Here is a 22,614-nt window from a genome sequence, read left to right on the forward strand (position 1 = left end):
CTCCAGCCACGCACCACAGCTCAGCACCGTGGGGCCTGGTCCGGATCGTTGCCGATGGCTTTCCACGCTTCGGCAACCGTCTGCGTGCCATGCAGTGCGGCGCAGACGTCGGACACCACTCGGTCGGGGTCGGGATCCACAATATTGATCTGCGAATACACGCCGGCAACGGCGATCAGACCGGTGTCGGGTTGCACGGCAAGAGCGTTCGAAGAGGTGGAGGTGCGTACCGCCGCCAAGAATCGCTGTGTCGACACCTCCCACAGACGCAGCGAGACGTCATAGTCACTGACCGAGGCAAGTGTGTCGCCGTCCGGCAGGAAGTCAACTCCCCTGATGGCGCCGCCATGCCCGCTCAACGCACCGCCGACCTCTTTTCTGCTGGCGACGTCCCACAGCCGCAGCTTCCGGTCGTTACCACCGCTGGCCAGGAGCGTACCGTCCTGGTTGAACGCCACCGCACTGGCAAATCCGTGACGGCCATTCAGGGTGTCGACGAGATCACCGGTACGCGGGGCGCGCAGCTCGATCGTCCCGTTGCTCAACGGTACGGCGAGCAAACTCCCATCCGGGGAAAAGTCGATATTGCCTCCCGGATAGGGGTCGTGCGACACGTCGTCGGGTTCGTACGTTATCAGCACCGGTGGCGAGTTGGGGCTGGCGAGATCCCATAGCACCAGCCGAAGACGTAGAATCGTGACGTCGCCCGAATTTATCGCGTCCAGGGACGGGCCACCGAACGCCGCCAAGACCCTGCCGTCCGGACTGTACTGGACGGCGTAGGGCACCGTGCCATCTCCGGTGGCGCCGGGCCTACCCGCCTGTCCGGTCGCGAGATTCCACAGGCGTACGGTTCCGTCGGCGCCCGCCGTCGCCAGCGCGGCGCTGTCCGGTTTGAAGGAAAGCGAAGTGACCACGCCGGTGTTCAGCTCACGGACCACGGACTGTTTGGCCAGGTCCCAGAGCGTCACCACGCTGCCTCTCGTGAAGGCCAGCAGACGTCGGTCCGGACTGAACGCCACGGCAGTGGGTGCGTGGGACTGGTCGATAACCCTGGTCTGCGCCCGCCACAGAATCGCCGACCGGTCGAGGCTGCCGCTGAGCACCGTATGTCCGTCCCGACTGAACCCGACCGACACCACGCCTTCGGTGTGTCCGACGAACGAGCGGACGGCGGCACCGTCGACAACCCTCCACCACTGAACGCTTCTGCTTCGGTTCATACCGGCGATCACGTGTCGCCCGTCCGGGCTGAACACCGCCTCCTTGACGAACTCGTTTCCGCCGGGTGGGCGCAGTATCGGAACGCTGGCGGCCCGGCCGGCGCGTACGTCCCACAACCGCACCGTGCCGTCGGCGCTGCCACTGGCCAACAGCCGGCCGCTCGGACTGAAACTCGTGCTCGTCACGTATTTCTCGTGGCCGTCCAGAACCGCCACCCGGCGTCCGGTGGCGGTCTGCCAGACCCGGACGCTGTTGTCGCCGCCACCCGCCGCGAGCAGCGAGCCATCCGGGCTCAACGCGACTCCGAACGCGGTGCCGCTGCCCTTGTCGTAGGTACGCACCCGCCGTCCGCTCGCCACATCCCACAACACGATGCTGGGTTCGCTCCGGGATGCGGTTGCCATGGAGGTCCCGTCCCGGCTGAACGCCATACTGACGGCGTCGCCGGGCAGGCTGCGAATGAGTTCGCGGGTGCGTACGTCCCACAACCGCAGCCGATGCTCGGCTCGTTCACTGGCGTGGGCGGTGCCGAGTATGTTGCCGTCCGGGCTGAACTCGACGATTGGCAGGTTGCCGTCCGCGCCGGTCAACTCGGCGACCTGTCGGCGACTTTCGGTATCCCACAGCGTCACTGAGCCGTCGGATGCCGCCAACGCGGCGAGCGTGCCGTCCGGACTGAGAGCCGTGTCGAACAGCCGGGCCGCGACGGGGCCGAGCACGCCCCGGTAGGGAATTCCCTGTGCACTCAGGATGGCGCCGCGCGACTCCTCGGTCGGCGCGGCCTGCCATGCCGCTATCGCCAGCAACAGCGATCGGCGCGGGTCGCTGTCGCGGGTGGCCAGCGCCTCCGACGAGTGCAGCCGGGACAGCGCGACGGCTCGCTGCTGCTCGGCCCGGTACCGTTGCTCGTCCGCCACCCGCTGTTGCCACAGCGCCAGCCCGCCCGCAACCAGGGCGGCAACGAGCAGGAACGCGAGCCCCACCACCCCACGACGCAGTCGCCGGTTGTTGCGCCGGACGGTTTCGCGCGCGGATTCCTCCGCAGCCTCGCTTGCCGCGACGAACTCACGTTCCACGTCCGCGAGGCCGGTCAGGCGGTCGTCGCGTTCGGCCAGCCACGCCCGGGTGTCGGCCAGCCGAGCACCCCGAATCAGGCTGCCACCGTCCCGATCCAGGCTCAGCCAGTCGTTGGTCGCATCGGTGAGCCTGCGGTGCACGATGAGACCTGCCCGGTCCTCGCTGAGCCAGGTGGTCAACCGTGGCCAGGCACGCAACAGGGCTTCGTGGGCGATCTCGACGGTGTCCTTGTCCAGGGCTACCAGCCGGGTGGCGACCAACCGGTTGAGCACGGTCACCGAGTCGTCGCCACCACCGGCCAGTTCCGACTTCGGCACCCTTCGACGGGTGTCATCGACACCGTTACCAACAGCCACCATCGTCAGCAACATCCGCCGGGCGATCTTCTGCTCCGGCTCGGACAACGAGGTGAACAGCCTCTCCGCCGCCTCGCTGATCGCGCCCCGAACGCCACCGGATTCCTGGTAGCTGGCCAGGGCCATGGTGTTGCCGCGCCGCTTGTTCCAGGTGGCCTCCAGCGCGTACGCGAGCAACGGCAGGGTACCCGGTTGGTGACCGGCGGCGTCGACGACGTCCTCGAGTACCCGATCGACCAAGCCCCGCTCGATGTCGAGACCGACGACGACTGCGGGTCCTTCCACGACGCTCCGCAGTTCGGCGATCGTCATCGGACCGACAAGAAACTGGTTGTCCTGAAGGATCTCGGCCAGGCCCGGTTCCTCGGCGCAGGCGGAGAAGAAATCTGTTCGCAGGCTGGCGAGCACCAGCGCGCTCGGGGTGGTCTCGTCGCCGGCGACGCTGTCGGCCGCCGCCCGCAGGGCCGCGATGAACGCAGCCCGTTCGGTGGCGTCGCCGCAGAGCGTGAAGATCTCCTCGAACTGGTCGACGATCAACACCACCGGCCCGGCACGGTCGAGTCCCTTCCTACCCGCGTCCGCGAGCGCCGCCTGGCGGGCCAGCGCCGCGAACCTGATCGGGGCGTCCCGTACCTCGTCCACCAAGGCTCCGACGGAACTGCCCGCCAGAACCGCCATGTGGCTGACCAATTCGGTCAGCGGCCTCGAACCGGGCGTCAGCCGGATCCGTGGCCAATCTGCCGAACCGGGAATCGGGAGGTCGCCGCGCGACAACGCCGGCACGAGACCGGCCTGCAACAAGGACGACTTGCCCGAGCCGGATACGCCTACCACGAGCAAGGGCAATCCCCGATCCCTGGCCACGACCAGTCGATCGACCAGCTTCGCGGTCAGCTCCTCGCGGCCGAAAAACCACTCGGCCTGCCCCGCGGTGAACGCGGACAAGCCGGGATAAGGGCAAATACCTGGTACGGGCGGTTCGACGTACTCGGCCTTCTCGCTCGGCCGCGGCTCGACACCGACATCGCGCAGCAGGGGTGCCAGGTCTTCCGTTCGCGCGACCCAGACCGTGTCCCGGCCCCAGTTGTCATTGGTGTTGTACCGGGCCGACACGACACCCACGACCGTGCCATCGGCACCCCGCACCGGGGCACCCGACATCCCCCGCATCACCGCGCTAGCCGTCAACCGACCCAGCCGTACCCCGTCCCGGGTCGTACCACCCGCCCAATGCCCTGGCGCGTCCAGGAAGCGATACTCCTGAAAGTCCGGCAGATCCACCGAGCCGGTGACCACCACCTCGGCCCGAAGCTCGACGGCATCCGTGGCCGCCACGCCCGGTGCGACCGCAGGAAGCCTGCCTTCCGCGCGCAACACGGCGAGGTCGTGCACCCGGTCGACGTTGACGATCCGCGCCGCGAAGCCGTGCCCACCAGCCAACGGATCCACCTGCACCACGCCACCGATATCTCCGGTGTCTGCCGTGCCCACGCCTATGTTCCGCAGCACATGCCAGGCCGTGACGAACACGCCGGGCGCTACCTGAAAACATGTGCCTTCGGGGCGGCCCGCCACATCGAGAACCCGGCCAAGGAACCCCGGAACCCTTTCGTCAGGCATCATCGAGGTTGTGCTCCGCCGCAGCGCGGTACGTCAGTGCCACCTCCAGAGTCGCCTCGCTCGACACACCCGCGACGATCACGCTGCCTTGCGCCGAAAACTTCAATCCGAACTTGACCTCAACCTCGTCGGGCCGCAACGACTGCTTACCCAGTTGTGCGATGGTGCCCACGGTCGACTTCGCCACCGCGACAATAGCGTCCTGGGCGCGATCGAACGCGTCCGTCACGGCGTCGCGCACCATCTCCCCGCGCCCGGTCTCCTCTGAACCAACCGGACGGGCCACCTCGACCTGAAGCTCCACACCCGCCACGGAGACGGGAACTACCACCGAACGACCAGTCAACGACGCCTCCCCAGGCCAATGCCACGATCCTCGAACCCGATCGCCCTTGTGACGTGACGACTACGGCCGCACCATACCGATAGCGCACAACCCGCGCCACAGCCACAAAACCTGGCTGATCGAAAACGACGTCCCCGAGGTCGCCCAGGCCAAGCCGCTCGGCCACCGGCTTGCTACCCCGGTACGACGGCCCAGGACCGGGTGGGCGAGACCACGTGGAAAGGACCGGGGGCGAGTGGCGGCGGGCCGGTTCCGGAGCGTCGCCAACCAGCTTGCCGCCATGCTGCCTACGCGGTGGGATTCGATGACGACCGCCCATCAAGAGGGGCGGTCGCCGACCCGGCACGGCGTCCGCTGACCTGATAACGCGAGATAGTTCCCTTTATCCGCGTTTCCAATGTGATCACTGATAAATCATCCTATGGTGTGCACCACGTTGTCGCCCACCGTGGGAGCCCAGATGAGCAGGGAAAAGCTCGTTGTCATCGGCCAGGGGTACGTCGGCCTTCCGCTCGCGGTGTCCGCCGTGGAGGCCGGACTCGAGGTGGTCGGACTGGACGTCGACGCCAGCCGGATCCGGCAGCTCGGCAGCGGGCACTCCTTCGTCGAGGACATCACCGACGCCCGGCTCACCGCCGCCCTGGCCACCGGGCGGTACCTGCCGACCGGCAACTACGCCGACGCGAAGGACTTCGACGTCTGTGTGATCAGCGTGCCGACGCCGCTGCGGGACGGCGTACCCGACCTCAGCTACGTGGAGCAGGCCGGAACAGCGCTGGGCCCGTACGTCCGCCCCGGCTGCACGGTCATCCTGGAGTCGACGACGTACCCGGGCACCACCGAGGAGCTGCTCCGGCCGGTGCTGGAACAGGGCAGCGGGCTGCGCAGCCCGGGCGACTTCCATCTCGGCTACAGTCCGGAACGGATCGACCCGGGCAACCGGACCTGGCGCCTGGAGAACACCCCGAAGGTGGTCTCCGGTCTCGACGCGGCGGCACTGAGCCGGGTCGACACGTTCTACCGCCGGATCGTGGAGCGGACCGTGCCGGTCGACTCGACCCGGGTCGCCGAGCTGACCAAGCTGATCGAGAACACCTTCCGCCAGGTCAACATCGCACTGGTGAACGAGCTCGCGGTGTTCAGCCACGCACTCGGCATCGACGTCTGGCAGGCGATCGGGGCCGCGGCGACCAAGCCGTTCGGCTTCATGTCCTTCACCCCGGGGCCGGGCACCGGCGGGCACTGCCTGCCGATCGACCCGTGCTATCTGTCCTGGCAGGTGAAACGTCGGCTCGGCCGGCAGTTCCGGTTCATCGAGCTGGCCGGGGACATCAACCACGCGATGCCCGAGTACGTGACGCAGCGGGTGATGGCCGGCCTGAACGCCCGGGGGCGGGCGATCCGGGACGCGAACCTGCTGGTGATCGGGCTGGCCTACAAGCGGAACACCGGGGACCTCCGGGACTCCCCCGCGGTCGACGTGACCAACCGACTGCTCGCCCTGGGAGCGCGGATCAGGGCGGTGGAGCCGTACGCCGATCCGGGCACCGTCCCGGCCGGGGTCACCGTCGTCGAGCTGACCGAGGCGGAGGTCCGGGCCGCCGACGCGGTGGTGGTGGTGACCGATCACGACGGTCTCGACTACGACATGGTCACCCGGACCGCCCGGTACGTCTTCGACAGCCGCAACCGGTGCACCGGGCCGGACGTGGAACGTCTCTGACCCACCGCGTCACCACCACCGGCAGTAGGCCGTTCAGCGGCAGCGGGCCAGCGTGGGTACGGGCTCCACGTACTCCGGGGCCCATCCGCCCCGGGCCAGGGCGAGCCGGTGGTAGAGGTCCCGGGTGGCGGCCACCAGGCGGGGAGTTCCGAACGCCTCCCGGGTGTCGGCCGCCGCCGCCCGCCCCATCCGCCCCCGCAGTTCGGCGTCACCGAGCAGCCGCAGCACCGCACGGCACAGGCCGTCGAGGTCCCGGCGGTCGCAGAGCAGCCCGGTCCGTTCGTGCCGGACCACCTCGGCCACCCCGCCGACGTCGGTGGCGACCACCGGCCGGCCGGCCTGGGCGGCTTCGATCACGGCCAGCGGGGTGCCCTCGTGGTCCGAGGTCAGCAGCACGACGTCGGCCGCGGCGTAGACCGTCTCGACGTCCGACCGCCAGGGCAGGAAGGTCACCGCCAGGTTGTCGGCCTCGGCGGCGGCGACGGTCTCGGCGAGGTGGTCGCCCTCGCCGCAGAACAGGAAGCGGGCGTCCGGCACCCGTCGGCGGACCGCGCGGGCCACGGTGAGCACCCGGTCGGGTCGTTTGACCGCGGTGACCGCCCCCACCGAGGCGACCACCGGTCCGGTCCCCGCCAGTCCCAGCCGACGGCGGGCCTCGACCCGGTCCGGTACGGGCGACAGGCTGGCTCCCGGCGGCATGACGGTGTACTGGTCGGGGCGGCCGATCCGGGCGGCCAGAAGCTCGTCGCGGACCTGGGTGTTCACCGCGACGAGGGCGGACGTCGTCCGGGCGAGCGCCCACTCGAGGCCGGTGGCGTACCGGGTGGTCGGTGACCGACGCCCGGCCAGCGGATGGTCGTGGTAGCTGTGCACCCGGATCGGCACCCGGCACGCCAGGGCGGCAGCCCGGGCCAGGGCGCCGCTGAGCGGATCGTGGCTGTGCACCAGGTCCGGCCGGAACTCGCGCATCGCCGTGACCAGGGCGGACAGTGCCCGCAGCCGGTCGGTCGGCCGGGCCGTACGGCGGAGTTCCGGCAGCAGCCGGACCGGTACGTCGGCGGCCCGGAGCCGTCGGTAGTCGGGCTCGCCCGGCTCGACCGGACCGGCGTAGAGCCGCTGCTCGAAGCGGTCCGGGTCGAGGCCGCGCAGCAGGGCACCGACCTGCGGGGCGGCTTCCCCGACGGTCATCCGGGAGATGATCCGCAGCACCCGAAGTGGTCGCATTCTCAGACCTTTCGCGAGTCCCGGCATCCCCGGTCGGCGGTGGTTCCCACCAACCAGGAGAGATGCCCGAAATTCACTCTTGGTCCGTTATACCGCCTATGGACACATTTCCGGATGTGATCAGCGGAAACTACTGACCGTGACGACGAGCGTCTAGAAAGGTGCCTCGGAGGGCAGTCGGCGTACCTGGGTCAGGTACGCGTCGAGTTCGCCGACCTCGAACCGGCAGGTGCCGACGGCGTGCCAGAACTGTCCGACGCTGTCACCTTCCAACTTGTACCGGCCGTCCGGGCTCAGGGCCGCCCAGCCGTCCTTCAGGCCGAGCAGGGTCAGCCGGGGCTGCGCGTGCTCGGGGTCGACCACGTCCCACAGCCGTACCGTGCCGTCGTCGCCGCCACTGGCCAACAGGGTGCTGTCCGGACTGAACGCCACCGACCAGACCCGCCGGCTGTGCCCGGCCAGGATGCCGTGCCGCCGCCCGGTACGCGGATCCCAGAGCCGGATCACCAGGTCGTCGCCGGCCGTCGCGAGCAGGGTCCCGTCCGGACTGAACGCGGCCGTCCAGAGCCGACCGGTGTGCGCGGTGAGCACCCGCAGCCGGGTCCCGGTCCCGGTGTCCCAGACCGCGGCCGTACCGTCGTTGCTCGCACTGGCCAGCAGCCGGCCGTCCGGGCTGAACACCACCGCGTACACCCGGTCGGTGTGGTGCTCCAGGACCAGCCGACAGGTGCCCGTGGCGGTGTCCCAGAGCCGGACCAGCCGGTCGTCGCAGCCGGTCGCGATCGTCGCACCGTCCGGGCTGAACGCCACCGACCGGACCCGACCCCGGTGCGGGGTGAGCGTGCCGATGTGCCGGCCCGTGGTCCGGTACCAGAGCCGTACCGTGTCGTCGTCGTTGGCGGTGGCCATCACGTCACCGTCCGGGCTGAACGCCTCCGCCCAGACATGGTCGGTGTCGACGTCGAGTTCCCGCTCGTCGAACCCGGTCTCCACGTTCCACAGATGGACACCGCCGTCACCGCTGGCCGCGGCCAGCAGCGGCGAGCCCGGGCAGAAGACGGCCGAGATGAGCCGGTCCGCGGTACCCGCGAGTTCCCGGACGCAGCGCCCGCCGCGCGGGTCCCAGAGCCGGACCACGCCGTCGTTGCCGCAACTGGCCAACGTCGACCCGTCCTCCCGGAAGGCGACCGACGTGACCCGACGTCCGTGCCCACGCAGGGTGTGCTGGCACTGGCCGGAGGCCACGTCCCACAACCGGGTCGTGCCGTCGTTGCTGCTGGTCACCAACTGCTCGCCGGAGGGGTGGAAGGAGACCGGCCAGACCGAACCCCGGTGCCGGCTCAGCTCGTGCCGCAACTGGCCGGAGGCCACGTCCCACAGCCGCACCCCGCCGTCGCTGGAGGCGACCGCCAGGGTGGCACCGTCACCACTGAACCGTACGCTGTAGATGGCACCGCCCTGCCGGGCCAGGGACCGGACCGGCCGCCCGGTCGCCGGTTCCCAGAGGCGTACCAGGCCGGAAGTATCCCCGGTGGCCAGCAGGCCACCGTCCGCGGCGAAGTCCACCGCGTAGACGTCCGCCTCGTGGCCCCGCAGCACCAGCCGTTCCGCGCCGGTCGCCGCGTCCCGGATCCGGACCCGGCCGCCCTGCCCGGCGACCGCCAGCGACGTGCCGTCCGGACCGATCCGCAACCGGTATCCGACCTCCGCGTCCCGGTGCTCGTAGCGGAGTTCGCCGGTGCCGGTATCCCAGCCCCGCACGGTGCCGACACTGTCCCCCACCACCAGCAACGTCCCGTCCGGGCTGAACGCGGCGGTCCAGACAGGCGACGCGTGTCCGGGCCACTCGTGGCGGAGCTCGCCGGTCGCGGTGTCGAAGATCCGGACCACCCCGGCGGCGTCACCGGCGGCCAGCCTGCCCCGGCCCGGGTCCACGGTCACCGGCCAGACCCAGTCCCGGAACCCCTCCAGGACGTGCCGCAGGTCGCCGTGGTCCGCGTCCCAGAGCCGGATCGTCAGGTCGGCCGACGCGGTCACCAGCTGGTGTCCGGCGAGGTCGTAGTCGACCAGGTAGACCCGGCTCCGGTGCCCCTGCAGGGTCCGCACCGGCAGGCCGGCGGCGGTGTCGCAGATCAGCACCCCGCCGTCGTCGGTGCCGACCGCCAGCGTCGCACCGTCCGGACTGTACGCCGCCGGGTCCGGGATCCGGCCCACCTCGAAGCCGTATCCGACCCCGACCGCCGGCGGGGCCAGCCCGGGCACCACCGGCCGACCGGGCGCGACGACCGCACCGCGCAGTTCCGGGGCGAGCAGCAGCGCCGGATCGGCCGCCACGTCGATCAGGGCCGCCCGGTGCCACCGGCCACCCCGTACCGCCGCCTGCCGCAGGTCGGCCCGGAGCAGCCGGGCCCCGCCGAGGTCGGCGCCGCGCAGGTCGGCCTCGGCCAGGTTGGTCTGGTCCAGCCGCGCGCCGGCCAGCCGGGCACCCCGCAGGTTCGCCCCGCGCAGGTTGGTGGAGACCAGTCGGGCCTCGCCGAGGTCCGCCTCGCTCAGGTCGGCACCGGCCAGGTCCCGGTGCGAGAGGTCCTCACCGCGCAGCACCGCGCCCCGCAGGTCGGCCCGGGCCGGCAGCCGTAGCCGGGCGCTGAGCCGCAACGCGTTCGCCCGGACCGTCTCACCCGCCGACTCGTCGGCGAGCACCGTCGCCGTCCACCGTTCACAGCGCGCCGCGTCGGCGAGATCGGCGAGGAAGTCGACGGTGAGCTGGGAGAGCGGACGCCGGGTCAGGGCGTTCGGGAACTCGCCCCGGTTCAGCCGGTCGGCCAGGTCGTTGGCCACCAGCCACTCCACCACCGAGGCGTGGATGAAACCGAACAGCCCCTCGTCGGTACGGACCAGCAGACTGCCCGCCCCCACCGCGTGCGCCGCCTGCTGTCGGGAGAGCCGGAAGTCGGCCAGGTCGGTCAGCGTCTCGGCGACCTCGGCGATCTCGGCCAGCCGCAGGTACGACTCGCCGCTCTCCCACAGCCGCAACGCCAGCCGGGTCACCGCGGTCCAGAGTTCGCCGCGGCCGAGGTTGACCGGCACCCCCGGCACGTCCCGGGTGCGCCGCTCCTCGAACTCCAACCAGGACGCCAGGATCTCCCGGTAGAGCGCCGCCGCGCTGAACGCGCTCGCCCCGGCCACCGCGGCGAGTCGCCGGTTGTCCAGGTTGGCGATGAAACCCAGCATCCGTGGGTTCCGGGAGAGTCCCAACAGGTCCTGCACCCCCCGCAGCAGGTCCATCCGCTCCTGGGCGGCCTGCTCGTCGCCGCCGTACCGGTGCCGTAGGTAGGTACGGATCTGCCCCGGGGTGAAGTCCTCGATGGTGAGCACCCGACGGTGCGGCAGCAGCCCGACCCGCTCTCCGAGCGCCGTGAAGACCTGGGAGGTCGTCTTGAAGTGCTGGGTACGGCTGCTCACCACCACCTTCGCCGCCCCGTCGGCGGCGTGCAGCAGCGCCTCCAGGTGGTCGGCGGCCCGGTCGTAGGTGACCCGGGCGACAAGTTCGTCGAAGCCGTCGAAGAGCAGCACGATCCGGCCCTGCCGGAGCATGAACCGGAACGCCTTGAGGTCGATCACCTGCTCGCCGTGGTTGGCCAGGTGGGCGGCGACCAGACCGTCGACCGAGTGTGCCTTGTCCAGCGCGCGCAGCTCCACCAGGATCGGGATCAGGTCCGGTGCGGCGGTCGGCAGCCGACGGGCCACCTCGCGCAACGCGAACGTCTTGCCCCGGCCGAAGTCGCCGAGGACCAGGACGAACCGGCCGTCCGGCTCGGTCACCAGGTCCAGCAGCTCCTCGACCACGTCCTCCTGCACCCCCTGCTCCCCGCCGACCAGGTGGCGGTAGCGCTGGGGGACGTACAACTGCGGCGGGTAGAGCTGGTCGGCCTGCAGGCGCGCGGTCTGCGCCGCGACGTAGTCGCGCAGGTCGAGCAGGCCCTGGAACTCGGTCAGGTTCACCACCCGTACGCCCCGGCGCAGCGCCTCGTCGTACTGGGCGCGGGGCAACCGCGGTCCCTCGTAGACGAGTTCCGAGCCGATCTCCGGGTTGGCGGCGTGCACCCGACGGGCGAACTCGTCGATCTCGGCCGGGCCGGGTGGCCCGAGAGTCACCCCGATCCGCTGCTGCCGGACCACGCCGTCCTCGCGGTAGGTGACGAACAGGTGCGGCCGCTCGCCCTCGGCGCGCCGCCCGTCGATGCGCCGGATCAGCACCCGGTCGTGCCGGGCCTCACAGACCTCGGTGATCCGGTCGAGCAGCTCCTCGACCGGGTCGACGACCTGGTCGGGGTCGTCCACCCGGTATCCACCCCGGTCGGGTGCCAACTCCGGACCGGCCGCACCGACCCCGGTCGCCTCGCCGGGACCCGAACCACGCTGACCCGGCACCTGGGTCGGCCCGGTGGTGCCGAAGGTCGCCTCGACCCTCGACCAACGCCGGGGGATCTCCTCACCGGCGTCGTACCGGTCGTCCCGGCCGAGCACCCAGCGGGTCAGGCCGGTCGCGCCGATCCGGAGCACCTGGGCCCGTCCGCCGGTGACCGCCGGGGCGAGCGGCAGGTCCCGGTCGTCGGTGTTGCCCGGGGCCGTGGCGCCGGAGACCAGCAGGTTCAGCATCGGCGCGACGAGCCGGCCGAAGGTGGTGCCGTCGCGCAGCGCGGTCTCGGCGACGGCGCCGGGCGCGACCGGGTACGGGTCGACGTCGCCCGGGGTGTGCGCCATCACCCCGAGCCGCAGCCACCCGGTCTGCTGGTACGGCCGCAACCACTGCGCGAACCAGCTGGCCTGGGCCTCACCGAGGTGTCCGTAGTGGTCCTCGTCCCGGTGGCTGTCGGCCATCGTGGAGTTCAGCCCGGCCACCACGACCTGCAGGTCCGGTACCGCGTACAGGGTCCACGGCTGCTCGCTGTCGAAGATCGGCTCGTCCAGCCCCTGGTAGACCTCGTCGAAGAGCCGGGCGTAGTGCCGCCACTTCGGCCAGTACGGCGGCTGCGGGTCGACGTCGTCGGCCTCGCAGGTGGCGAAGTAGGCGCGGCTCGCCGCCCGGGTGATGTCGCGGGGGCCGGGAACCACCACCAGCCGGTGCGGCTCCAGCCCGACCAGCACCCGCAGGCCGGTGAGGAAGCTCAACGCGTCCTCGAACTCCCGGGCGCTGCCGGACTCGGTGAGGTTGCCGGCGACGACGATCAGGTCGGGCCGGGGCACCCCGTCGTTCATCAGGAGGGTGAGCTCCCCCATGATGTTCTCCTGCAGCTCGCCCGGGGTCACCGGTGCGCCCGGCTCGATCAGTCCCCGGCCGAACCGGGGCCCGGCGACCTGCAGCACGGTCACCGCCGTACGGGTGCCCGGTCCGGCGCTCACCGTGGGAGGAAACGGTGGCGGGTTGATCGGGGTCCGCCGGGACCGGATGTGCCCCCGCCTCGCCCCGGCCGCCACCTGCTCCAACACCCCGACGCCGGAGCTGCCGGGCCGCCCCGGGAAGCCCGGGTCCTCGACCGGTTTCGCCCGTCCGTCGAGCGCCTGGCGGATCCGGCCGAGGACCCGGTTGCGGGCCTCGACGGGGTCGACGACACCGACCAGGTCGACGTACGTGATGGTGGCGAGCAGTCCGTCCAGCGGACAGTCCTCGATCCGGACGGTGACCAGCTTGTGGCCGACGCCGGTGGGGTCGGCCCGGAGTGCCGCCTGCCACTCCAGCTTGCCGTAGGTCGACCGCAGGTAGCGCTCGGAGAGGATGGCGACCACGACGGACGCCTCCCGGACGCCCCGGTCCATGAAGTCGATGAAGTTGGTGCCCGGTACGAAGTCCCAGGCCTGCAACATGGTGCGGTAGCCGGCCGCCTCGAACTCCCAGGCGAGCCAGGTCGCCCAGCGCTCGTCCGCCGGCGAGTAGCTGATGAAGAAGTCGATGGGCCGTTCGGCCCGGGCTGACGGCACGCGACCTACCATCCGGACAGTATGCCGGGGACGGGGAGCTTTCCGGCGTACCCGCGACGCCGGCGGCCGGGCCGGACGACGCCACCTGCGGCCCCGCCGGGCGACCCGTCGTGGTGTCTAAGATCCTGGCCTGTGGGCATTGACCAGGACGGCCCGTCCTCCTCCGTCGCGCCGGGCAGACCCGACGACTCCGTCGCGCCGAGCCGGCCCGACGCCCCTGCCCCGCCGGTCCCCGATCCGACACGTCGGCCCTGGTGGCGGCGGCTGGGGGTGCTCGACTGGATCGCGGTCGGGCTGTTGGTCGCCGGAGTGCTCGCCGTCCTGACCGGTCTGCTGCCGACCACCGAGGCCGACGCCACGATGGCCCGGATCATGCCGATCCTGCTCTTCCTCGGCACGATCGTGATCGTCGCCGAGTTGACCGCGACCGCCGGCGTCTTCGACGTGATCGCCGCCCGGTTGGCCGCCGCCGCGCGCGGCAGCTATCCCGCGCTGTTCCTGCTCTGTGTACTCTTCGCCTCGGTCACCACGATCGCGTTGAACCTCGACACCACCGCGGTCCTGCTCACCCCGGTGATGCTCGCGCTCGCCGTCCGGCTCGGCATCCCGGCGGTGCCGCTGGCGATGACCACGGTCTGGCTCGCGAACACCGCCAGCCTGCTGCTGCCGGTGTCGAACCTGACCAACATTCTCGCCGCCGGTCGGGTGAACCTGGAACCGGTCTCGTTCGCCGCCCGGATGTGGCTGCCGCAACTGGTGGCGATCGCCGTCACCATGGTCGCGCTCTGGGGCTGGTACTGGCGGCGGGGCCGGCGCGGTGCCGACCGGTTCACACCACCGGCTCCGCAGGCTCCCGCCGACCCGGTCCTCTACCGGACGGCGCTCACCGCCTGCCTGCTTTTTGTCGCCGGCATCCTGTTCGGGGTCGAGATCGGGCTCGCCTCGGCGGTCGCCGCCGGTATCGTGCTGGTCGGCTTCCTGTTCCGGGCCCGGGAGCGGCTCACTCCGGCCCTGGTCCCGTGGCGGTTGCTGGTTTTTGTCACCGGCCTCTTCCTGGTGCTGCAGACGGTCGGCCGGTACGGCCTGGAGGAACTGGTCACCGCCCTGGTCGGGGCCGACCCGGGTGCGCTGGGCGCGTTCCGGGCCGGCGCCACCGGGGCCACGCTCTCCAACGTGGTCAACAACCTGCCGGCGTACGTCGCCGGTGAGGCGGCGATCCCGGAGGCGAACCACACCCAGCTGCTCGCCCTGCTGGTCGGGACGAACGTCGGGCCGCTGGCCACCCCGTGGGCCTCGCTGGCGACCCTGATCTGGTACGAGCGCTGCGCCGCGTACGGCGTACGGGTGCCACTGGGCCGGTTCATGGCCACCGGCCTGGTGCTCGCGGTCTGCTGCACGACGGCCACGGTCGGCGCCCTGCTACTCGTCTCCTGAGACGCCGGCGCCACCGGCCCGGGCCGGACGACCGGAAAGGGTCATCCGCGCCGAGGTCTGCCGACCGTCGTCCAGTCCGTCGGTGCCGGCGCGACGCGCGGACGGTCCGGACCGGGTGCACGTTCTGGTAGGTCACCTGCGGAAGTTAGCAACTCCCTCCGACATCACCAGCCGACGGTGGCGGGGTCGACCGGGGTGAGCCGGCGCATCTCCGGCTCGATCCACTGGGCGGCGGTGACGAGCTTGACCAGCCGGTCGATGCTCTCCGGCGGGCCGGCCACAAAACTGCGCCGCTCGGCCGGGACGCCGATCCGGGGGTCGAACTCGCCGCCGTCGAGGGCACGGACCGCCATCCCCGACTCGGTGGCGAGCAGCACACCGGCCGGTAGGTCGACCGCCTCCGGCCGGTAGCCGATGATGCCGTCGATGTCGCCCCGGGCCAGCATCACCCAGGAGAGCAGCGGCGCCCAGAGCTGCAGGACCCGCCGGGCGGTGCTGTCCAGCACCACCTTCAACGCCCGCAGCGTGCTGTCGTCCCGGCGTACGTCGTGGCCCTGGGTCCAGGCCAGCACCGGCGCCGCCGGCACGGGCCGGTGCGGCACCCGCAGCGGTACCGGGGCCGCCGCGAGGTCCGCCGTCGTTCCGGGGTGCACCACCACACCGTGGCCGCGCACAGCCGACCAGGTACGCCCGGAGACCGGGTCGTGCACCACCCCGAGCACCGGCACCCGGTCCGCGCAGAGCGCGAGCCCGACCACGTACGCGGGCAACCCGATGGCGACGTTGTTGGTCCCGTCGAGCGGATCGACCAGCCAGGTCCAGGTGTCCTCGGCCGCCGCGTACCGGCCGCCCTCCTCGGCGAAGATCTCGTGCGCCGGGAAGCGTTCCCGGATCCGTTCGACGAGCAGCCGCTCGGCGGCGAAGTCGAGGTCGGTCACCACGTCGCCGGGGCCCTTGGCGCGGACGTTCAGCTCGCCGCGTACCCCTTCCCGGAGCAGGTGCCCGGCGGCGGTGGCCGCCTCGACGGCGAACCGTCGGGCCTCCCGGAGATCGGGTGGGGTCCCCGTCCTGGTCCTGGTACGCGCCATCGGACTCCTCCAGCCTCGCCGCGGGTCTACCGCTCGTCACCTGTCATGCGTGCGCCGCCACCCGTTCGGCGATCCCCCGGGCCGCCCGCGCGGTCTCCACCGCGTCACAGCGCACCCGTCGGCTCTGTTCGACCCGCCCGTGCAGTGGGCCCAGGCTGAGGTCGTGGGTTCCGGGTGCGGTCCGGCCGAGCGCGACGGTGACCGCCTCCGCGCCGTCGGGCACCTCGGAGGTGTGGAAGCTACCGGCCGACAACGCGTACGTGGCTCCGGCGGCGTGCCGCTCCACGGCGCCGAGCCGGGCCCGGACCAGTCGTGGCGTCGGCCGTATCTCGTCCAGGTCACCCCGGCTGCGTACCTCGTGCACCCGGTGGGTGGGCGCGACGGCGGACTCGGTCACCTCGATGATCTCGTTGCGCACCTCGCCGTAGAGCACCTGGCTGAGCAGGTCCCAGCTGTGCGAGTGCATGCCCGAGGTGACCGGTGCCGTGGCGGGGCGGTCCGCCGCCCAGAGGTGGACGCAGACACCGTCGTCGCCGCTGCGGTCGATCGGCAGGCAGATGAACCCGAGCGGATGGCGGACGGCCCGCAGCTGACGGCGACCGTCCGCGATCTCGGTCAGCACGTCGATCACCCAGGCGTGCACCCGCCGGCTGCCGGTGCCACGGCCGATCTCCTGGTAGAGCTCGGGATAGTTCATCACTCGTAGGGGTTCCTCGCCTGGATCGCCTTCACGATGATGTCCGAGACCTCCCGGTCACCGAAGGCGCGCGGGAGGGGCAGACCGAGCGCCACGAAGAGCCTGCGGGTCTGTTCGACCGACGGCTCGTCGTCCAGCTGCACCTGCCTCGCCTGTTCGATCGGGACCCGACGGCTCTGCTCGCGGCTGTACTGCAGCTCGATGCTATAACGGTGGTAGTAGATTTCCCGCCGATCGATGCGAAGTGCCGGAGTCTGCGGATTTTCCTGCGTGATGATGACGCAACTGGACGACAGGTCGTAGCGGAACGTGCTCATCCGACCGGACAGTCGTACGTCGATGTTGAGCAGTCCGGACCGCTGCTGGTGCCAGCAGGCGGCGAGCACGGTGGCATAGGACTCCTTGCGGGTCCGGTCCACCGTCCACCGCTCTCCGGTGGCGTCGGGACGTGCCGAGAGACTGCGCCGGAACTGCGCGTACCGCTCGCAGACCTGCTCGTCCGTCGGGTCGATGATCTCGATGCCGAAGTCGAGGGTGCCGTTGCGCCGTCGGGCGTGCTCGATGCACTCGGGCAGGGTGACCGCGCGGGTGTAGGTGCCGGTGCCGCCCCGGAACCGCCACCGGTCGGTCTGGGCCCGGGCCTCGGCGTGCGCCGCGCCGACCTCCGCGCCGTTGAGCACCCGGACCATCGAGGCGCTGTTGATCGCCGACCGGGCCCGGGCCAGTACGCCGTCGTCCGCGGTGATCTGGGCCAGGTGCGGCAGCAGCTGATCCAGCCGGGTGTTGCTCTCGGCCAGCATCCGGCGGCTCGCCTTCTCCGCGGTGTCCCGCCGCCACCGCTCCCGGAGCAGGGCCTGGGCGAGCAGGGCGAGGATCAACAGGATCACGCTGTTGACCACGTCCTGCGGCACGTCGTCGATGATTCCGAGGATGGCCACGGTCAGCGCGATGGCCAGTCCGAAGAAGGCATCGAGGTTGCTGGCGACCCAGCTGAGAAGGCGCGCCATTGTCACTCCCCGCCCGACGACGATCCACTCATGATAGTCGCAGGTCAATCGGTAACGAACCATTATGGATGGTGGTATTTCACCGGGGTCGGGCGGCCACCACCAGCGAGCCGCCGAGTCCCGGCAGCAGCCGGGCCAGGGTGCGCGACTTCACCCACCGCCCGCCGCGCATCCGCCAGCCGACGTAGTTGGACCGGACCCGGACCGGTTCCAGCCCCGCCCGCCGCAGCACGTCGCCCAGCAGCGACACGGTGAACGGGCGGATGTGCATCCAGAGGTAGGGGTGGGCCGGGTTGACCTGTCGGGGCGCCCGGCCGAAGAGGAACGTGAGCCGGTCCTGCAACGCCGCCAGGTTCGGTGTGGTCAGCACCAGCAGCCCGGTCGGGGCGAGCACCCGGCGACACTCCCGCAGCAACGCGAGCGGGTCGTAGACGTGCTCGATCAGCTCCCCCATCAGCACGCCGGCCAGCGTGCCGGTCCGCAGCGGGAAGGGGCGGGTGGCGTCCAGGCAGAGCGCGCCGACGGCAGGTCGGCGGGCCGCCACGACCACGTCGAGGGCCAGGTCCGCGACCACCGCCGGCCAGGGCGGATCCGGTACGTCGGCCAGCATGCTCACCGGCCCGCACCCGAGTTCGAGCACCGGGCGGCCGGTGACCCGGGTGCTCGGCGTCCGGCTCACCGGTCGGCCGTTCCGGGCGTCCCGGTTCGGCGTGGCGTCCGGGGCCGGCGCGACGCCGACGTCGTCATCCGACCGGAGCCCGTCGAGCAGCATCCGGATCGCGAGTTCCCGACGGACCCGGTGGTACGGGTCGGCGACGTACCGGTGCACCGCGCCGCCGTCGCCGTAGCGGTGCCGGTTGACGAGCCGCCCGTCGGCCTCGGCGGTCGGCGGGGTGGGTCGGGGCGCTGACTCCCGCATCGGTCCTCCCCCGTCCTCCCGCCGGCGCCGACCCCTCCGGTACGCCTCCTGGTCCACATGGAAACACGCGGGCCGGCCGGGGCGGCGGATCCGCCCCGGTGGCGTGGCACCGGCACGGCGAGTCGGTCGACCTGCCGTGCCGACCCGGGTCCGGACGCTCGGTCGACCGCCACCCTGCCGACCAGCACCACGTTTGCCGGGCCCACCGCACCGGGTATCAGGGCCGTCGACAGTCGGCGGGGCCACCGGCTGTCGATCCCGTTCCCCTGCGAGGAGGCCATCGTGCGCTACGGATCGATAGGCGGCGTGATCGTGGTGATCTGGCTGATCATCGGAGCCATCGCCGCCGGGCAGCGCGGTTACTTCGACCGGGACAACAACAACTGCGCCGAGGCGGGCACCACGGTGGTGACCATCATCGCGGGACCGCTGAACTACGTCGGCCTCAACCCGGAGATCGAGTGCGAGGTGCCGCAGCCCTCACAGTGAACGCGGGGCCGCACCTGCCGGCCCGCCGCGCCCACCCCCGCGGTCCGTACCGATTCCGTTGGAACCGGTACCCGGACAGCGGGGGTGTTCGTGTTTGTCGGGGCCGCTGACCGAACTGCGCATACCGCTCGGATGAACGGCCGATATCGACCGGGCGGCCAGCCGGTGAAGGATGTTCGACATCGGACGTGAGCCGGCACACCGGTCTCGTCGGAGGCCACCGAACAAATCCGAGGGCTATTCGCCTCGTCATTTCCTGACGATGTGGACGATCACCGCCACCTCGTCCTGCCGGGCGCCTCGCACCCGGTCGGGTACGGCTTATCCCGCAGGCCGCAGGGCAGTTCGCCCATACTTCACCATCCCAGCGGAAGGCCCTCGTAGGGCCATTCATATTCACATTCGTGGACCCGGCGCACCCCGACCCGCGGATGACGGAAGAACAGTCGCACGACTCGGCGTCAGGCACACTTTCCGGACATGTCTATATAGGTCAACATCAATCAATCGCTCGCCCTGACATTTGTCATAAGTACCCGTGCGGGACGCACGCCGGAGGATGACTTAACACACTAGTAACAACTCGGAGCCGCCAAGGAGACTCGGATGCGTCGATGAAACAGAGGTCCCCAGGTAGCAACCGAGGAGCCGGGACAATGGACGAACGATACGACGCCTACTGCGCGGTCGACCCGCTGTTCTACGACTCCCTCAGCACCACCACCGCCGTCACCGACGATTTCGCCGTGGCCGACCGGCCCGTACCGACGGGCTGGCGCCGCGAGCCGAGCGACGACTGGTTCATCTACGGACCCGAGGACGGATCGCTGCCGCAGCAGGGCTGGAAGATCCACGTCTCGGCCGGTCTGGCCAACGCCGAGCGGGTGCTGGAGAGCGTCTGGGACTACTGCGTACCTCGCGGCCTCTCGTTCAAGTTCCTCCGCGGCCCCCGGATGCTGCTGCTGCGCAACTCGAAGTACGCCCGTCGCGGCTCCAGTGGCAAGTTCGTCACCGTCTACCCCCGGGACGAGGCCGAACTCGAGCTGGCCTGCAAGGAACTCGCCGAGCGACTCGACGGCGAGGTCGGCCCGTACATCCTCAGCGACCTGCGCTACGGCGCCGGCCCGGTCTACGTCCGCTACGGTGGCTTCGCGGCGCGCTACTGCCTCTCCGACGACGGTCAGGTGGTACCGGCGATCGAGGACAACACCGGCACACTGGTGCCGGACCGTCGCGACCCGGTGTTCCACGTACCCGACTGGGTGGAGCCGCCCGCCTTCCTCGAGCCGCACGTCGCCGCCCGCGGTGCCGTCTCCACCACCGACCTGCCGTACCGGATCGAACGGGTCATCCACTTCTCGAACGGCGGCGGCCTCTACGTCGGCCGCGACCTGCGGACCGACACCCAGGTCGTGCTCAAGGAGGCCCGCCCGCACGCCGGCCTGGACGCCGACGGCAGGGACGCGGTGACCCGGCTGCACCGCGAGGCGGAGATGCTGCGCCGACTCGCCGACGTACCCCAGGTGGCCCGGGTGCACGACCAGTTCACCCTCGGCGACCACCACTTCCTCGCCCTCGAGTACATCGACGGCCGCGCGCTGAACAAGCTGCTGGTCGAGCGGTACCCGCTGGTGGACCCCGACGCCACGGACCGGCAACTCGCCGATTACACCGACTGGGCGATACGGATCCACGAACAGGTCGAACGGATCGTCGACGCGATCACCGCGCACGACGTCGTCTACGGCGACCTGCACCTGTTCAACATCATGGTGGGGCCGGACGACCGGGTGACCCTGGTCGACTTCGAGGTCGCCGCGCCGGTCGGCGAGGCGACCCGACCCGCCCTGCGAAACCAGGGCTTCGCCGCTCCCCGCGACCGGACCGGGTCCGCCGTGGACCGGTACGCCCTCGCCTGCCTGCGGCTCGCGCTGTTCCTGCCGCTGACCCCGCTGGTCCGGCTCGCCCCGACCAAGGCCGCCCACTTCGCCGACATCATCTCGGCGCACTTCCCCGTCCCGCGCGACTTCCTGGACCGGGCGGTCGAGGAGATCAGCGGCGCCGCGGTCTCCAGCTCGGCGGTCTCCCGCGGGCCGGTCGCCCGGCCGGTGCCCGGCGCGGAACCGTTCGGCGCCGGCGAGGAGAGCTGGCCCGAGCTGCGGAACCGGATCGCCGGGGCGATCCTGGCCAGTGCCACGCCCGACCGCGACGACCGGCTCTTCCCCGGCGACATCGACCAGTTCCGCACCGGCGGACTCAACCTCGGGTACGGCGCCGCGGGCGTACTGCACGCGTTGCGGGTCACCGGGGCGGGGCAGCCCGACGAACGACACGTGGACTGGCTGGTGACCCGGGCCCTCAACCCGACCTCCGGCACCCGCTGCGGGTTCTGGGACGGACTGCACGGGGTCGCGTACGCCCTGGACGGTCTCGGCCGGCGACAGGAGGCCCTCGACGTACTCGAGATCTGCCTGCGGGAACCCTGGCAGGAACTCGGGCCGGACCTGGTCAGCGGACTGTCCGGCATCGCGCTCAACCTCGCCGAGTTCGCCGGACGCACCGGTGAACCGGGGCTGCGGGACGCCGCGTGGCGCGCCGCCGAACTGGTCGCCGAACGGCTGGGCGAGCCGGTGTCACCGGCCGGACCGGACGGTGACGACCCGGACAGCGTCGGCCCGGTGACCGGGCCGGAGATCAGCGGTGGGCAGCACCCGTACGCCGGCCTGACCCGGGGACGCAGCGGCCCCGCCCTGATGTTCGTCCGACTGTACGAGCTGACCGGTGACCGTACGCTGCTCGACCGGGCCGGTGCCGCGCTCCGGCACGACCTGCGCCGGTGCGTACTGCGCCCGGACGGCGCGCTGGAGGTCAACGAGGGCTGGCGGACGATGCCGTACCTGGCCCACGGCAGTGTCGGCATCGGCATCGTCCTCGACCAGTACCTGCGGCACCGCCCGGAACCCGACCTGGTGGCCTCGGCCGACGCCATCCGGCAGGCGGCCCGGGCGCCCTTCTACGCCCAGTCCGGCCTGTTCGCCGGACGGGCCGGCATCATCGCCTACCTGGCCGCCCGGGTCGACGGTGCGGACCCCGGAACCGGGGCGGACACCCTGGCCGGCACCCCATCGGGCAACACCCGCGGGACCGGCACGACAGGTGCCGACACCGATCGCACCACGGCCGCCGACCGGGCCGAGCTGCACCGCCAGGTGTCCCGGTTGGCCTGGCACGCGATGCCGTACCGGGGGTTCCTGGCCTTCCCCGGCGAGCAGCTGCTGCGGCTGTCGATGGACCTCGCCACCGGCACGGCGGGCGTCCTGCTCGCCACCGGGGCGGCCCGGGGCGGCCGTTCGACGACGCTGCCGTTCCTCGCGCCGCTCACCGGCGCGACCCAGCTCCCCCCGCGCGAGCGGGGGGCACGATGAAACCGA

The 22,614-nt window shown here is 71.3% G+C and carries 12 protein-coding genes; 4 read left to right on the forward strand and 8 right to left on the reverse strand.

Annotated elements, in window-relative coordinates:
* Positions 1 to 20: 20 nt before the first annotated feature.
* Both ABGB05_RS07635 and ABGB05_RS07640 read right to left on the reverse strand, forming a co-directional pair.
* Positions 21 to 4,280: a trypsin-like peptidase domain-containing protein gene (locus ABGB05_RS07635; protein ID WP_347652479.1), complete on the reverse strand. Its 4,260-nt coding sequence runs from the start codon at positions 4,278 to 4,280 to the stop codon at positions 21 to 23.
* Positions 4,270 to 4,581, reverse strand: coding sequence for a CU044_2847 family protein (locus ABGB05_RS07640; RefSeq protein ID WP_347652480.1), 312 nt, complete (start codon positions 4,579 to 4,581; stop codon positions 4,270 to 4,272). Before ABGB05_RS07640 ends, ABGB05_RS07635 begins: the two co-directional genes overlap by 11 nt.
* A gap of 502 nt (positions 4,582 to 5,083) precedes the next feature.
* Here ABGB05_RS07640 and ABGB05_RS07645 point away from each other — a divergent pair.
* Positions 5,084 to 6,346, forward strand: coding sequence for a nucleotide sugar dehydrogenase (locus ABGB05_RS07645; protein ID WP_347652481.1), 1,263 nt, complete (start codon positions 5,084 to 5,086; stop codon positions 6,344 to 6,346).
* A gap of 33 nt (positions 6,347 to 6,379) precedes the next feature.
* Here the strand turns inward: ABGB05_RS07645 and ABGB05_RS07650 are convergent, their stop codons facing one another.
* Both ABGB05_RS07650 and ABGB05_RS07655 read right to left on the reverse strand, forming a co-directional pair.
* Positions 6,380 to 7,570: a glycosyltransferase family 4 protein gene (locus tag ABGB05_RS07650; RefSeq protein ID WP_347652482.1), complete on the reverse strand. Its 1,191-nt coding sequence runs from the start codon at positions 7,568 to 7,570 to the stop codon at positions 6,380 to 6,382.
* Positions 7,571 to 7,723: 153 nt separating this feature from the next.
* The gene (locus ABGB05_RS07655) at positions 7,724 to 13,561 is read right to left on the reverse strand and encodes a TIR domain-containing protein (protein ID WP_347652483.1); all 5,838 of its coding nucleotides are present in this window, start codon (positions 13,559 to 13,561) and stop codon (positions 7,724 to 7,726) included.
* Between the two features lie 120 nt (positions 13,562 to 13,681).
* Between ABGB05_RS07655 and ABGB05_RS07660 the strand changes: the two genes are divergently transcribed.
* A complete protein-coding gene (locus ABGB05_RS07660) occupies positions 13,682 to 14,983 on the forward strand; it encodes an SLC13 family permease (protein ID WP_347652484.1) in 1,302 nt (433 codons plus the stop codon).
* A gap of 164 nt (positions 14,984 to 15,147) precedes the next feature.
* On the opposite strand, the gene ABGB05_RS07665 is transcribed toward ABGB05_RS07660, so the two are convergent.
* The 4 genes from ABGB05_RS07665 to ABGB05_RS07680 all read right to left on the reverse strand — a co-directional run bounded on the left by ABGB05_RS07665 (position 15,148) and on the right by ABGB05_RS07680 (position 18,694).
* On the reverse strand, positions 15,148 to 16,071 hold the full coding sequence (locus tag ABGB05_RS07665) for an inositol monophosphatase family protein (RefSeq protein WP_347652485.1): 924 nt from the start codon (positions 16,069 to 16,071) through the stop codon (positions 15,148 to 15,150).
* A 43-nt stretch (positions 16,072 to 16,114) separates the two neighbouring features.
* Positions 16,115 to 16,768 (reverse strand): hypothetical protein, encoded by a 654-nt coding sequence (locus tag ABGB05_RS07670; protein WP_347652486.1) that lies wholly within the window; start codon positions 16,766 to 16,768, stop codon positions 16,115 to 16,117.
* A complete protein-coding gene (locus ABGB05_RS07675) occupies positions 16,768 to 17,775 on the reverse strand; it encodes a hypothetical protein (protein WP_347652487.1) in 1,008 nt (335 codons plus the stop codon). Before ABGB05_RS07675 ends, ABGB05_RS07670 begins: the two co-directional genes overlap by 1 nt.
* Positions 17,776 to 17,854: 79 nt before the next feature.
* A complete protein-coding gene (locus ABGB05_RS07680) occupies positions 17,855 to 18,694 on the reverse strand; it encodes a methyltransferase domain-containing protein (protein ID WP_347652488.1) in 840 nt (279 codons plus the stop codon).
* Positions 18,695 to 18,976: 282 nt separating this feature from the next.
* Between ABGB05_RS07680 and ABGB05_RS07685 the strand changes: the two genes are divergently transcribed.
* Both ABGB05_RS07685 and lanKC read left to right on the forward strand, forming a co-directional pair.
* On the forward strand, positions 18,977 to 19,183 hold the full coding sequence (locus ABGB05_RS07685; RefSeq protein WP_347652489.1) for a hypothetical protein: 207 nt from the start codon (positions 18,977 to 18,979) through the stop codon (positions 19,181 to 19,183).
* A 656-nt stretch (positions 19,184 to 19,839) separates the two neighbouring features.
* Entirely contained in the window at positions 19,840 to 22,608 is a 2,769-nt protein-coding gene (gene lanKC / locus ABGB05_RS07690; protein WP_347652490.1) for a class III lanthionine synthetase LanKC, read from the forward strand.
* Positions 22,609 to 22,614 lie beyond the last annotated feature (6 nt).

Origin of the sequence: Plantactinospora sp. B5E13 (assembly GCF_039871775.1) — a bacterium.
Classification (GTDB): Bacteria; Actinomycetota; Actinomycetes; order Mycobacteriales; family Micromonosporaceae; genus Plantactinospora.

Coding starts and splice junctions, on each gene's coding strand:
- ABGB05_RS07635 (WP_347652479.1), bottom strand. CDS start 4,280: ATGATGCCTGACGAAAGGGTTCCGGGGTTCCTTGGCCGGGTTCTCGAT.
- ABGB05_RS07675 (WP_347652487.1), bottom strand. CDS start 17,775: ATGGCGCGCCTTCTCAGCTGGGTCGCCAGCAACCTCGATGCCTTCTTC.
- ABGB05_RS07680 (WP_347652488.1), bottom strand. CDS start 18,694: ATGCGGGAGTCAGCGCCCCGACCCACCCCGCCGACCGCCGAGGCCGAC.
- ABGB05_RS07650 (WP_347652482.1), bottom strand. CDS start 7,570: ATGCGACCACTTCGGGTGCTGCGGATCATCTCCCGGATGACCGTCGGG.
- ABGB05_RS07670 (WP_347652486.1), bottom strand. CDS start 16,768: ATGAACTATCCCGAGCTCTACCAGGAGATCGGCCGTGGCACCGGCAGC.
- ABGB05_RS07645 (WP_347652481.1), top strand. CDS start 5,084: ATGAGCAGGGAAAAGCTCGTTGTCATCGGCCAGGGGTACGTCGGCCTT.
- ABGB05_RS07655 (WP_347652483.1), bottom strand. CDS start 13,561: ATGGTAGGTCGCGTGCCGTCAGCCCGGGCCGAACGGCCCATCGACTTC.
- lanKC (WP_347652490.1), top strand. CDS start 19,840: ATGGACGAACGATACGACGCCTACTGCGCGGTCGACCCGCTGTTCTAC.
- ABGB05_RS07665 (WP_347652485.1), bottom strand. CDS start 16,071: ATGGCGCGTACCAGGACCAGGACGGGGACCCCACCCGATCTCCGGGAG.